The sequence below is a fragment of the Paenibacillus rhizoplanae genome (assembly GCF_042684125.1).
Classification (GTDB): domain Bacteria; phylum Bacillota; class Bacilli; order Paenibacillales; family Paenibacillaceae; genus Paenibacillus_AQ; species Paenibacillus_AQ rhizoplanae.
The window spans coordinates 101,156-114,006 of record NZ_JBHUKY010000054.1 but is presented as its reverse complement, the minus strand read 5'-3'; the positions used below and the strand labels follow the sequence as shown (position 1 = coordinate 114,006).

Sequence of the window (12,851 nt, the reverse complement as noted above, 5' to 3'; positions counted from 1 at the left end):
TGTATATCAAAAGCCGAATACAAAGTGCAGGCATGCAGGTACACGGGATGGATGCGCAGTCGCAGATCATTTTGTTTTAAGCACTTAAGAAATTAACAAAAAGCAAAAAGAAGCGGAGGGGAAATTTGGAACTGTAGGAGCGGTAGCGTCTGCCTTTGTGTTTGGATTTCTACCGCGAAGAGCGGTTATAGTCAGGAAATCCAAACACAACAGCGGCCGGAGGGCCAAATGTTCACCGCAGCGACGACCAAGCTTCGAGTTCCACTCCAAAGTGTGTAACAGTAAATTACCCCTCACCGCTTCCCCACACGCCTTACCCCGTATCTCAAATAGTCCACCCCGGCAAACAACACTGTAATCAGCAGCGGGTAGAGAATTGCCCAGCCAGTGAACGGGAACACGGCCAGTGTGGCGGCAAAAGAAATGAAGCTGATCGTTACCCCTGCACGGCTGCCGCGCAAGAGGCGGATTCCGGCGGCACAACCTCCAATATAGGTAAGAATGAAGGTGGCGTTGAGGAATGATATAATAGTTGTACTTAAGAGGGGGGACAGATCATGAATGAGCTGGAATTAACATACGAAGAAGAGCTGGAGGCCTTCCTGATCTGGATGAAGGATGCCGGTTATACAGCACATACCCAGAAATCCTACCTTGCCGATGTGCGGGAGTTCCTGAACAGCCTGAACGGCAGGGAGCTGGGAACGGTCAAGAAGCTGCATGTGGTGTCCTACCTGACCTCGGTCCGTGAGCGGGGAGTCAGCGATGCCACCCGTAACCGTAAGCACGCTTCGGTGAATTGTCTGTTCAAGGCACTGTCGGAGCTGGAGCTGTTATCCATCAACCCGGCGGCAGGAATCAAGAAATCCAAGACTGACAAAAACCGTGAGCCGGTCTATCTGGAGGAGCAAGAGCTGGAGCGTTTCCTCTCGGCGGTAGACGGCAAGTATAGAAGCCGTAATCTGGCCGTCTTTCTGCTCATGTCCTATATGGGGCTGCGGGTAGGGGAAGTACATACGCTGAATCTGAGTGATTATAATGTAGACCGACGTACTCTGCGGGTCTTCGGCAAAGGGCGCAAATGGCGGGGCATTCCGGTTCCGGAGGATGTGGCCCCGTATCTCGATCAGGCGATTGCGGACCGGCTGGTCCCTTGGCGCAGCAAAGAAGAAGCTATGTTCATCTCGCAGAAGGGCCGCAGGCTGTCGATCCGGGGGATTCAAGGCATTGCCGCGGATACCTTCAGCCGTTACCAGAGTGAGCTGCCTTCCTCCCAGCAGCGCGCCTATTCGAGCCATAAGCTGAGGCACTCGTTCGCCACCATGCTGCTGCGCAAGGGCACGGATCTGCGGACCGTGCAGGAGCTGCTGGGTCATTCTTCCATTCAGACGACTACAGTATATACGCATATTACGAGCCGTGAGAAGGAAGAGGCCATGTCCCGACTGCAAATCAGCAGTGCTGATAAGCTGAGCGGCAGCCTGTAATCGGCCTGTCCAGCATTATTATCAATTGAACTATGAACTTTTGTTCATACCCTAACGCATAAATTACATGAAATGTGCATTTTGAGGATGACAACTTGTCTATGAATTGCTACCATGAGAAAGGGAAAAACGGATTGTGAAATCAACCGCATAATTTACTTTAGTCGCTTAACGCGTCTTCGCGGCTTGTAAATGCTTGGATTCTAGATTTCAATGCTTGGATTTCAAAAAAAGGCCGCCAATCCCTGCGGATTGGCGGCCGGCTTGTTCCGGCTGGAATTATAGCTCCAGCTTGGAAATTTCACCCTTGAGCTTGTCAGCGGACTGCTGGAACAAGCTCTGTTCTTCTTCGCTGAGCGGAAGATCCAGTACTTCACGTACACCCGAGCGGTCCACAACACATGGCGCGCCGAGGAACACATCGGAGACACCGTTGTAGTTGTTCAGCAAGGTGGATACATTAAGCACGGAACCTTCATTGTTCAGGATAGAGGAAACAATGCGGTCCAGGGCCAGAGCGATGGCATAGGATGTTGATCCTTTGGCATCAATGATCTCGTAAGCGGCGTTCTTCGTATCCTCGAAGATTTCTTTGCGTTCGGCTTCATCGAAGCCTAGATCAATCCCCGCGACATTGGCGAGACTCCAGACCGGCAGCTCGGAATCGCCATGCTCCCCGATGATCTGCCCATGGATGCTGCGCGGGTCAATCTCCTTGTGCTTTCCAATCAGGTAACGGAAGCGGGCGCTGTCCAATACAGTTCCTGAGCCGATAACCCGTCTGCGATCGAAGCCGCTGATCTTCAGGGTGGCGTACGCCAGGATATCGACCGGATTGGTCGCAATCAGCAGGATGGCGTGCTGGTTGTATTTCGTGATTTTCTGGATGATATCTTTGAAGATCGAGATGTTCTTGCGGAGCAGGTCGATCCGGGTTTCACCAGGCTTCTGGGAGGCTCCGGCTGTGACGATAATAATGTCGGCTTCACGGCAATCCTCATAGGTACCGGCCCATAGCTTCACACCTCCAACAAAAGGCATGCCATGGTTCATATCCAGCGCTTCACCAAGCGCCTTCTGGTGGTTCACATCGATCAGTACAAGCTCGGGCATACGCTTACGCAGCAGCAGCGTGTAGGCTGTAGTGGTTCCGACTGCACCGGTACCGATGACTACAACACGATTGGGCTTAAATGGGGCCATGGTTAAATCTCCTCCAGCATTTGTATTTTGGTAGTATAAGGAAGGCTGAGCCATTCCACATGCGGTCCAATCTTATCCATCATAATCGCTAGGGATAGTGTTTTCAAGCTGTCCGTTTTTCATCCATTACCCGAAATAGGGTAAGCTAACAAAGGTTTTTCTATTATCCACTCAACCACTTGACAGGAGCGAACTGAAGTATGGATTTATTCCGCAAAAAACCGCTGGCCATTCCCCAGAATGCCGGAGCGGAGAAGCTTAGCAAGACACTGGGCGCCATGGATTTGACGATGCTTGGGGTGGGGGCCATTATCGGCACCGGGATCTTTGTAATGACGGGAGTGGCTGCTGCGGAGCATGCCGGCCCGGGACTGGTGCTCTCCTTCATCATCGCGGGAATTGCCTGTGTGCTCTCCGCCCTGTGCTATTCTGAATTTGCGTCCACCCTGCCGGTATCCGGCAGCGCTTATGCCTACAGCTATGTAGCCTTCGGCGAATTACTGGCCTGGGTGCTCGGCTGGGACCTTGTACTGGAATACGGGGTTGCCGCCGCAGCGGTAAGCAGCGGATGGTCCGGGTATTTCCAGGGTCTGCTGGAGGGCTTCGGGATACATTTGCCCACAGCTTTGTCTGGAGCGTATAATGCGGATAAGGGAACCTTCATTAATCTGCCTGCCGTCATCATTATCCTGCTGATCTCCTATCTGCTCACGCGGGGAGTTAAGGAAACCGCCCGTTTTAACGCAGTGATGGTCGCAATTAAGATTTCGGTGGTGCTGCTGTTCATCGTCACCGGTATTTTCTATGTGAAGCCGGAGAACTGGACGCCCTTCCTGCCGTTTGGGATTCATGGCGTGATGAATGGCGCGGCCACTGTATTTTTTGCCTACATTGGCTTTGATGCCATTTCAACCGCCGCAGAAGAAGTAAAGCGCCCGCAGCGCGATCTTCCGATCGGGATTATTTCCTCCCTTGCTATCTGTACAGTCTTATATATCGCCGTATCCTTGGTCCTGACGGGCATTGTGCCTTATCAGAGCCTGAATGTCAGTGATCCGGTATCCTTCGCCCTGCGGTTCGTGGGTCAGAATATGATTGCCGGACTGATCTCTGTCGGCGCTATTGCCGGGATGACCACCGTCTTGCTGGTTATGCTGTTCGGTCAGACCCGGCTGCTGTTCGCCATCTCGCGGGACGGGCTGCTGCCGAAGAGCTTATCCAAGGTTAGTGCTAAGACGCATACCCCGGTACGCAGCACGTGGATGGTGGGCAGTCTTATCGCTGTGCTTACCGGCTTCGTTCCTCTGGACCGGCTGGCGAATCTGACGAGCATCGGCACCTTATTTGCCTTCCTGGTTGTGTCTCTGGGTGTAATTATGCTCCGCCGGACGAAGACAGATCTCCAAAGAGGCTTCCGGGTTCCCTGGGTTCCGCTGGTTCCACTCTTAAGTGCGGCTGCCTGCGGCTACTTAATGTATAATCTCGGCAGAGAGACCTGGATTGGCTTCATAATCTGGGTTGCAATCGGGCTGGTCATCTACGCGCTGTACGGCTATAAACGCAGTAATCTGAATACGAAGAAATAATCTTTGAAATCATCATTCATGAAGAAAAGGAGAGAGAGCATTGTCAGCCAAAGCTTCAGATTCCAAGGTTCTAAGAGTGGTGTTGATGCTTCTTATGACTCTGCTTGTTCTCTCGGCTTGCTCGTCCGCGCCTTCGCCAGAGCCGACCCGGCCTCCTCAGCCGACTGAAGCGCCGGAAGAAGGGCAGATGATCACGGTCATCACCCCCGATAACAAGAATATCGATGCCGACAGCGCACCGAAATATCAGATTCAGACCCGGCTGACCGATTTCCGGCTGCTGAACGCTTCAGCGGGACTGGCCTGGGGAGTGACCCGCAACGAGCTGCGAATGTACATGACACTGAATAACGGCAAGACTTGGGCGAATATTTCTCCAGCCACGAATGTGCAGTTTCTGAACAATCCGGTGTATGGCAAAGAGATTTTCTTCACCGACCCCGAGCACGGCTGGATTATCCGCAGCTCGTTCGGCTCCACCGAGACTGTGGTGCTGCGTACCACTGACGGGGGACATAGCTGGCAGATCTCTGCGTTTCCTGATTCCAATAAACTGTCCTCCATCTATTTCAGCTCACCCTCGAAGGGCTGGCTGATGACCAAGTGGGATGCGAGTGCCACCAAAGAGAGCAAAGCCTTGTATGCTACCAAGGATGGCGGAGCGACCTGGAATCTGGTGATGCAGAATGAGCAGTATAATCCGAATCTGCCGACTAGTTCCATCCCGCATGCCGGGGTAACAACCGGGATGATCTTTAATGACGAGAGCCGCGGGTTTGTTATGCTGCAGACCGGCGCTCTGCCCAAGATTTATATGACCAAGGACGGAGGGTCCACCTGGGTATCCGGTTCTGAATTCCTGGTGAATGACAGCTTTGCCGGATGTGACCGGGTCGTTACGGGTGTACCTGAATTCTTCGGAGCGAATGCGGCGGGAGGCTGGATGCCGGTCGGCTGTCAGAAGGAAAAGGAAGGCAGCATGACCTTTAACGGCTATTTTACCGCCAACGGGGGAGAGAATTGGAAGTTCACCACGTTCGGGCGGCCGCCGCTGTCCGGCATGAACCGCAATCTGGCACCCGACTTCCTGAATTCCATGACAGGCTGGTCGCTGGAGGGTAATCTGCTCTATAAGACAGTGGACCAGGGAGTGACCTGGACGGCCCTTCCGGCTAGCACTGTGCTACAGTCCAAGCTGCTGGAGTATCCGGAGGTCGTGAAGCTGCAATTCATCTCAAGCGATGTCGGCTGGCTGCTGATCTCCAAGGAGGAGGACCGCCGGTCGATCCTGCTTCAGACCACCAACGGCGGCGAGAGCTGGCGGGTAATGTAATACTATAGAGGAGGTTGTCCGTTCTGACGGATAGCCTCTTTTTTTCCCAACAGCTCCCTTTAAAGGCCCCTACAATATAAGGAAAAATCTTATTTAAAATTTTCTTTAAAAATGTGAAATAAATCACATGACAAACTTTGAATCCTGTGATATATTTAACACATAGAAAGCAAGTTCATTTTTTCACAAACTTTCAAACAAACCTTCAACCCGAATAGGAGAGATTACAATGACAACTTTTGAAACGGATTATATGACTAGAAACCTGATGCAATTATGCTACCACTGCGATGACGCTCACCTGTGCCAGACGGAAGAACAATGCAAGGCTTGCTGGGCAGAGAACGGTATGATGCCGGAAGAAACGAACGAAACCAGACAACTGTTAGACCTTGTACATGCTTAATGTAACCGCCACTCGGGTATTACCCTAGACCATTTAAGTTCCCGGCAGCACCGGAGCCTGAATGGTCTATTTGCTGTTCCTTCCGGTGCTGTCTGGCAGACAAGAGGCATATACATGTAGAGAAGACTATAGGGGCAGGCAAGCTAACTACCTGGGAATAAGGGGGAAAAGACAATGGGAACGGGAAGTGATCCATCCTGGCTGTTCGATTTTACAGGAACGGTATTGCCGGTCTTTCTCGCTCTGGTCGTGGGGATCATCGCTGTGTCAGCGGGCCGGGGATTGCTTCAGTGGAGCCGGAATAATAATGCCCCCCTGCAGTCCATTCCCGCCCGTATCGTGAGTAAGCGGACCGAAGTACGCCAGCAGCAGTCTCAGGAGGACAGTCTCTCCAGCCGGACCAGCACCACCTACTATCTGACCTACGAAGCTGAGGATGGGATGCGCAGGGAGTTCAAGGTGGAGGGCCAGGAATACGGAATGAGCGCTGAGGGAGATCAAGGCATACTGACCTATCAGGGCACGCGGTATCATGGCTTTCAGCGGCGTCCTCATTACTCCACGGCGGAGTAGCTAAGATGGCAATGTAATATAGATGGTGATTGTAACCCCTGGTTCCCGTTGTGGAGCAAGGGGTTTTTTGGCATATCGCCAGTAAGGGGACGGAGGAAGAGGAGGCGGAATTTGGGCGCAGACTGTCACCTCTTGGGCGAATGCACATACAATACAGCGAGCAGTAAAAGAACAACGGAGACTATCGAAGTCTGTATGGCTTCACCATCAATGAAATGAAGGCAAGGAGGAGAACGCGTGGCTGTCATCAAAACAAACTCGGAGGACGTAAGGGTGCTTGCACGGCTGATGCGGGCAGAGGCTGAAGAGGATGGGGAGTCAGGCATGCTGATGGTCGGCAATGTCGGCGTGAACCGGATTCTTGGCAATTGTCTGGATTTCAACAACATCCGCAGTGTGAACGACATGGTGTACCAGAGCCCCGGCGGCTTTGAAGCCCCGCAGAAGGGATACTTCTATCAACGGGCGCGGGAAGCCGATATCCGGCTGGCGAAACGTGCGATTAACGGGGAGAGAACCTGGCCAGCTTCGAATGCGCTCTGGTTCTTCCGCCCTGTCGGCGACTGTCCCGCGAACTGGTACAATCAGCAGAATACCGGACGCTACAAGGCTCACTGCTTCTTCACTCCGACACAGGGAGATTGTCCGGCAGTATACTAGGCAAGACAAAGCAAGTATTACACTTTAGGAGGTAATCCGTACATGATCGTTCAACCGTACCGCCCAGTTCCTTATATGATGGGCAGCAATCCCGCAGGCAGCATGAACAATATGGATAACATGCACAACATGAACAACATGAACAACATGAACAACATGAACAACATGAACAACATGAATAACATGAATAACATGGGACATATCGGGAATATGGGTAAAATGGGAAACATGGGCACCATGGTCGCCATGCCCCCGCAGGTGAGCAGCGGCAGTCCCATGATGCCTGGCGGCACGGTGGTCTCAACAGCCGCACCTGTGTTTGAACAGTCCTACGTGGAGAACATTTTCCGCCTGAACCTTGGCAAGGTAGGCACCTTCTATTTCACGTATGAGAACAACAAAGACTGGAATGCCAAGGTCTATACCGGCGTGCTGGAAGCTGCGGGCCGTGACCACCTGATTATCAGTGACCGTGCTACCGGACAGCGGGTCGTGCTGCTGATGGTAAACTTCGATTATGCTACTTTTGAAGAGCCGCTTGTCTATCAATATCCGGGCGTTATCGGGAATCCGCTGGGAGTGCGCAACTGCTAATCCGCTTTTCCGGCCATTTATCCATAGAATAACCCAAAAACGGCTGTCCACCTTTGTTTGAAGGGGGTCAGCCGTTACTTATGCTCCCGTACGCGCATATGCTGTATTTTTCAAGGGGACACGCATGCTTGCTGTTTTACCTAATATATTTATATAATGAAAGTATTATTTATAATCCGTGATTTTGTATAGGAGATGAGGGCATTGGGGAATTGATACGCAAGGGCATTACTGGCGTTATCAGATCTGACATTTTGAGCAAACGAAGGAGGTGGGCCTATCCATCCGTACAGATTACGGTGGATAGGAGTATAAATTGAGCGACCCTTTACCTGGTATATTACATGTAGGACTTATTATTTTGCTTGTGCTGCTTAACGGTTTTTTCGTTTCGGTGGAGTATGCGATGGTGAAGGTGCGCAGCGGGCGCATTGAATCGCTGATTGAGGAAGGCAGCAAGAGGGCGCTGGCCGCCAGGAAGATCGTCCATAATCTGGATGGCTTTCTGTCGGCGTGCCAGCTTGGGGTGACTCTTGCTTCGCTTGCACTGGGCTGGCTCGGAGAACCGGCCGTGGCCACGATTGTGGGGCCGCTGATCAGAGGGCTGGGCTTTGACGAGACCACGGTATTTGTCACTTCCCTGATTATTGCCTTCATGTTCATCACGGTTCTCCATATCGTACTCGGCGAGCTTGCACCGAAGACCATAGCTGTGAACAAGGCTGAGGCGGTGCTTCTGTTAACTGCGGGACCGATGAACGTTTTCTACCGGATCATGTTTCCGTTCATCTGGGTGGTTAACGGGCTGGCCCGGGCCCTGCTGCGGATCTTCCGTCTCACACCGGCTTCCGAGCTGGCAACTGCGCATACGGAGGAAGAAATCCGCATTCTGATGCAGGAGAGTAACAAAAGCGGCTTGATCGACAATACAGAAATGACGCTGGTGGATAATATTTTTGGATTCGCCGACACGATGGCCAGAGAGATTATGATTCCGCGCACGGAAATGATCTGTCTGAACACGCATTTGGAGACGGAAGAGAACCTGGAGATTGCCTTCGATGGCATGAGAACCCGTTATCCGGTCTGTGACGGAGACAAGGACCATATCCTCGGCTTCATTCACATTAAGGATATGATCCGGGAGAAGGCGCCGAGCTATACTGAATTGATCCGTCCGATATTGACAGTGCCGGAATCGATTCAGATCAGCAGTCTCCTGAAGGTCATGCAGCGTGCCAAGACCCAAATCGCCATTCTTATTGATGAATACGGCGGTACCTCGGGTATGGTTACGCTGGAGGATATCATGGAAGAGATTGTCGGCGAGATTCAGGATGAGTTCGACGAGGAGCGGGCCGGCATTGAGAAGCTGGGAGAGGATGAGTTCTCCATAGACGGACTGATGCTGATTGAAGAGATCAACGACAAGCTCGGAATTCATATGGATACCCATGATTACGACACGATCGGCGGGTGGCTATACTCCAAGCTGGAGGTCAATCCGCCGCAAAAGGGCCAGTCCATCGAGTTTGACAATCATTTATTCGTGGTCGAAGAAACCGACAATAAGCGGATTTCCCGGATCAAGCTGCTGAAGCTGCAGTTATTGACAGAAGAAGCCGGAGCATAAGCTGCTGCATACACTATAAGCATGGCGCTACTATAGCGCTGTGCTTTTTTGTCATTATACGGATGAATTGTTCTGGCGTTTCTCCGATTCGGGTGGATTTAAGGCGGGTAAGGAAGTGTAAATACATGCAGTATATCCGATTCAAAAAGGGGGCGGGAGCGTTGGAACATCATTTTAACACATACAATGATCTGCTTGTCCTCTTATCGGTTGCTATAGCCTTTCTCTCCTGTTTCACGGCGCTGGATCTGACGGAACGGCTGCTTCGCGGGAAGCGGAGCTCCCGGTATATCCTACTCATCTCCCTGGTGCTTGGCACAGGCCTGTGGAGCATGCATTTCATCGGGATGCGCGCAATGGATATGGGCGTTCCGGTATCGTATAACCTGCCATTATTGGCGTTCTCTCTAATCATTCCCGTGGCAGCTTCATATATGCTGTTAGTGATGTTGAATAACCCGCACACCCGCAGCAGGATCTACCTGGCCTTAGGGGGACTCTTGTTCAGCAGCGGCATCCTGATTATGCATTTCAGCGGGATTCTGTCGATGAGGCTTACAGCAACATATAGTCAAGGCGCCTTTTCCATTATACTGGCGGTATTGTTCGCTCTGATCGTCCCGGTGGTGACCGCATCCTACGATCCGAAGTGGCTGGAGCAACCCTACAATATGTTCAGCTTCAAAAAGCTGCTGCTTGTCCTGACCCTGACCGGCGCGTTCACAGGCATTCACTACGCCGCCATGGCTGGCGCTTCATTCCCTGTAGGAGAATCGTCCAGTGCAGCCGGGCAAGTGCTCTATCTGAAGGATTCCATACTGGGAATGATTCTCTGCGGCTCCTTCCTGTTCATTGTGTCGATCGTCCTGGCTCTGCTGTACAGGGACCGGCAGCGGATACTCGAGTCAGCGGCCTTTAACGAGCAGCGGTATACTGCCCTTTTCGAGCATAACCCTGACATGGTGATCTGTATTGATCCTGCACGCAAGAAGATTATCAGTGCTAATCCTGCTCTGCGGGACATTACCGGATATAGCAGTGAAGAACTGGGGAATTATAAGGCGATACTATACAGCGAACGGGATGAAGCGGCCGTACGGGATGCCATAACGCGCGCTTCAAGGGGGCAGTCCTCCAAGCTGGAGCTGAAGGTCCGAAGCAAAGGCGGGGAGCAACTGATCTGTAGTGTCACCGTCTTTCCTTTGCTGCATCATACGGAGCAGTGGGTCTATATCGTGGCCGAGGATGTGACTGCCTTGATGAAGTATCAGTATGAGCTGCTGGAGGCCAGGGATGCCGCAGAGAGTGCTGTGAAGATGAAAAGCGAGTTCCTGGCTACCATGAGCCATGAGATCCGCACACCGCTGAACGGCATTATCGGCGTCAACCAGCTGTTGGCCGAGGAGATCAGTAGTCCCGAGCATCTGGAGCTCCTAAGACTTCAGAGTACAAGCAGCTACGCTCTGCTGCATGTGATGAGCGATATTCTCGATATCTCCCGGCTGGAGGCGGATGGGCTGGCGCTGAATAAGGATAGTTTCGGGCTGAAGGCGCTGCTCCAGGGCTGTATGGAGCTGTTCATGGTGAGCACACAAGACAAGCCGTTATCCCTGAAGCTGGAGATCGAAGAGGGGCTTCCTGACAAGTTCACCGGGGATGCCCCGCGTATCCGCCAGATTCTGATCAACCTGATCGGCAATGCTGTGAAATTCACGCCATCCGGCACGGTAACGGTTAAGGTGGAGTCCTATGGCGTCAGGGAGACCGCTCAGGCTCTGCAATTCATGGTACGTGATACTGGCATTGGCATCTCACCGGATAAGCTGCAGCTGCTCTTCCAGTCCTTCTCGCAGGTGGACGGGTCGCACACCCGCAAATACCCCGGCACGGGTCTGGGCCTTGCAATCTGCAAGAAGCTGGTCGATCTGATGCAAGGAGAGATCTGGGCAGAGCCGGCAGAGGGGGGCGGCACACAGTTCTTCTTCAGAATCAGGCTACAATCACAGGAGCATTCCCCAGAGGTATTCTTCGGCCAGGATACGGGGGGCGGGGAGAACGAAGCTGTCTAAGACAGCGATTGCCAACAAGAGAGTTAACATTATATAATTTGAAAGTAACTATTCTTTTATCACGACAGTCCAGAGGACGGAAAGGAACTCTCTTTGAGCAAAACAAAAAAGAACAATGTCATGGCTCCCCAGATGAGCAAGCAGGAGAAGCGCAGGGCAGAGCAGGAGCAGCAGAAGCAGAAAACGAGAATTCTGATCGTGAGTACGGTGGCCATCGTCATTATTATTTTTGTAGGCTTATTCATGCTGGCTTCGAAGGACTCTTCGCCTGCCGGCACAGACAGTAAGCCGGTTGCCTTCAATTACAGTGAAATGATGCGGCTTGGCAAGGAGGATGCTCCGGTCAAAATTGTGGAATTCGGCGATTTTAAATGTCCGGCTTGCGCCCAGTTCACCGGTGTCATCAAACCGCAGATCGTTCAGGGCTATGTGGATCAGAATAAAGCCGCCTTCTATTTCGTGAATCTGGCCTTCATCGCCCAGGATTCGAGAACGGCCTCTCTTGCAGCGCTGTCGGTCTATCATCAGAACCAGGAAGCGTTCTGGAAGTATTTCGATGCGATCTATGCCAATCAGGGGAATGAAGACAAGGAATGGGCTACGCCTGACTTCATGGTGAGTCTTGCCAAGCAGCTGGAGCTACCGGTGGATTATGACCTGCTGCGCAAGGATATTGATGGCCGTACCTATGAGAAGGAGCTTGACCGGGATATTCAGCTTGGCACGGATGCGGGCGTAACGAATACACCGTCCTTGTTCGTGAATGGCATCAAGGTGAAGGAGCCTTTCAATATGGAGGCGATTGACGCCCAGATTCAAGCAGCAACAGCAGCAGCAGCTGCAACCGCCCAATGACCGCCTTCTCTGCCTTCTGCCGGCGTAATTGTCTGTACTTGGCCTGGTTCGTCTGTGTGGTGGCTGTAGCGGGTAGCCTATATCTCAGTGAGGTCCTGCATTACGAGCCGTGCAAGCTGTGCTGGTTCCAGCGGATCTTCATGTACCCGCAGCTGTTCCTGCTGGGGATCGCCACCTACCGGGCGGACAAGCGGATCATTCCTTATGTGCTTCCCCTTAGCCTGATCGGCGGGAGCATCTCCATTTATCATTATGCGGAGCAGAAAATACCGGCACTCAGCAAAGTGATTCCCTGTACAATCGGCGTACCGTGCAACAAGGATTATCTGAATTGGTTCGGATTTATAACGATCCCTTTGCTGGCACTCATCGCGTTTGCATTAATTTCCATTTTACTATGGACAGGACGCAAAGAGGAGCCTGTAGAGTAAGAAGCTGACGGACAGAAGGAA

At 52.2% G+C, this 12,851-nt stretch carries 12 protein-coding genes and 1 pseudogene; 11 read left to right on the top strand and 2 right to left on the bottom strand.

The genetic code is table 11. From position 1 onward, the window contains the following. Window positions 1-293 precede the first annotated feature (293 nt). Window positions 294-536, bottom strand: a pseudogene (locus ACFSX3_RS24100) (amino acid permease); the annotation flags it as partial. A gap of 21 nt (window positions 537-557) precedes the next feature. Between ACFSX3_RS24100 and ACFSX3_RS24095 the strand changes: the two are divergent. Next, window positions 558-1,487, top strand: a complete 930-nt coding sequence (locus tag ACFSX3_RS24095; RefSeq protein ID WP_209989921.1) for a tyrosine-type recombinase/integrase — start codon at window positions 558-560, stop codon at window positions 1,485-1,487. Between the two features lie 279 nt (window positions 1,488-1,766). Here the strand turns inward: ACFSX3_RS24095 and ACFSX3_RS24090 are convergent, their stop codons facing one another. Next, window positions 1,767-2,690, bottom strand: a complete 924-nt coding sequence (locus tag ACFSX3_RS24090; RefSeq protein ID WP_209989924.1) for an L-lactate dehydrogenase — start codon at window positions 2,688-2,690, stop codon at window positions 1,767-1,769. Window positions 2,691-2,890: 200 nt separating this feature from the next. Between ACFSX3_RS24090 and ACFSX3_RS24085 the strand changes: the two genes are divergently transcribed. The 10 genes from ACFSX3_RS24085 to ACFSX3_RS24040 all read left to right on the top strand — a co-directional run bounded on the left by ACFSX3_RS24085 (window position 2,891) and on the right by ACFSX3_RS24040 (window position 12,830). Further along, window positions 2,891-4,276: an APC family permease gene (locus ACFSX3_RS24085; protein WP_209989927.1), complete on the top strand. Its 1,386-nt coding sequence runs from the start codon at window positions 2,891-2,893 to the stop codon at window positions 4,274-4,276. Between the two features lie 40 nt (window positions 4,277-4,316). Then, entirely contained in the window at window positions 4,317-5,609 is a 1,293-nt protein-coding gene (locus tag ACFSX3_RS24080) for a WD40/YVTN/BNR-like repeat-containing protein (RefSeq protein WP_209989929.1), read from the top strand. A 229-nt stretch (window positions 5,610-5,838) separates the two neighbouring features. Beyond that, window positions 5,839-6,015, top strand: coding sequence for a hypothetical protein (locus tag ACFSX3_RS24075; protein WP_209989933.1), 177 nt, complete (start codon window positions 5,839-5,841; stop codon window positions 6,013-6,015). A 174-nt stretch (window positions 6,016-6,189) separates the two neighbouring features. Beyond that, window positions 6,190-6,588 (top strand): DUF2500 domain-containing protein, encoded by a 399-nt coding sequence (locus ACFSX3_RS24070; protein ID WP_209989937.1) that lies wholly within the window; start codon window positions 6,190-6,192, stop codon window positions 6,586-6,588. A 237-nt stretch (window positions 6,589-6,825) separates the two neighbouring features. After that, complete coding sequence (locus ACFSX3_RS24065) at window positions 6,826-7,248, top strand: cell wall hydrolase (protein ID WP_209989938.1); 423 nt, start codon at window positions 6,826-6,828, stop codon at window positions 7,246-7,248. A 192-nt stretch (window positions 7,249-7,440) separates the two neighbouring features. Further along, complete coding sequence (gene gerQ, locus ACFSX3_RS24060; protein WP_339225435.1) at window positions 7,441-7,842, top strand: spore coat protein GerQ; 402 nt, start codon at window positions 7,441-7,443, stop codon at window positions 7,840-7,842. A 316-nt stretch (window positions 7,843-8,158) separates the two neighbouring features. Beyond that, window positions 8,159-9,475, top strand: coding sequence for a hemolysin family protein (locus ACFSX3_RS24055; RefSeq protein WP_209989941.1), 1,317 nt, complete (start codon window positions 8,159-8,161; stop codon window positions 9,473-9,475). Between the two features lie 161 nt (window positions 9,476-9,636). Continuing rightward, window positions 9,637-11,544, top strand: a complete 1,908-nt coding sequence (locus ACFSX3_RS24050) for a sensor histidine kinase (protein ID WP_209989943.1) — start codon at window positions 9,637-9,639, stop codon at window positions 11,542-11,544. A 93-nt stretch (window positions 11,545-11,637) separates the two neighbouring features. Continuing rightward, complete coding sequence (locus ACFSX3_RS24045; protein WP_209989946.1) at window positions 11,638-12,399, top strand: DsbA family protein; 762 nt, start codon at window positions 11,638-11,640, stop codon at window positions 12,397-12,399. Continuing rightward, entirely contained in the window at window positions 12,396-12,830 is a 435-nt protein-coding gene (locus tag ACFSX3_RS24040) for a disulfide oxidoreductase (protein ID WP_209989949.1), read from the top strand. Before ACFSX3_RS24045 ends, ACFSX3_RS24040 begins: the two co-directional genes overlap by 4 nt. Window positions 12,831-12,851: the final 21 nt, after the last annotated feature.

Bases quoted from the DNA above. Each gene is read 5' to 3' on its own strand.
- ACFSX3_RS24070 (WP_209989937.1), top strand. From the start codon at position 6,190: ATGGGAACGGGAAGTGATCCATCCTGGCTGTTCGATTTTACAGGAACG.
- ACFSX3_RS24095 (WP_209989921.1), top strand. From the start codon at position 558: ATGAATGAGCTGGAATTAACATACGAAGAAGAGCTGGAGGCCTTCCTG.
- ACFSX3_RS24090 (WP_209989924.1), bottom strand. From the start codon at position 2,690: ATGGCCCCATTTAAGCCCAATCGTGTTGTAGTCATCGGTACCGGTGCA.
- ACFSX3_RS24040 (WP_209989949.1), top strand. From the start codon at position 12,396: ATGACCGCCTTCTCTGCCTTCTGCCGGCGTAATTGTCTGTACTTGGCC.
- ACFSX3_RS24085 (WP_209989927.1), top strand. From the start codon at position 2,891: ATGGATTTATTCCGCAAAAAACCGCTGGCCATTCCCCAGAATGCCGGA.
- gerQ (WP_339225435.1), top strand. From the start codon at position 7,441: ATGGGACATATCGGGAATATGGGTAAAATGGGAAACATGGGCACCATG.
- ACFSX3_RS24075 (WP_209989933.1), top strand. From the start codon at position 5,839: ATGACAACTTTTGAAACGGATTATATGACTAGAAACCTGATGCAATTA.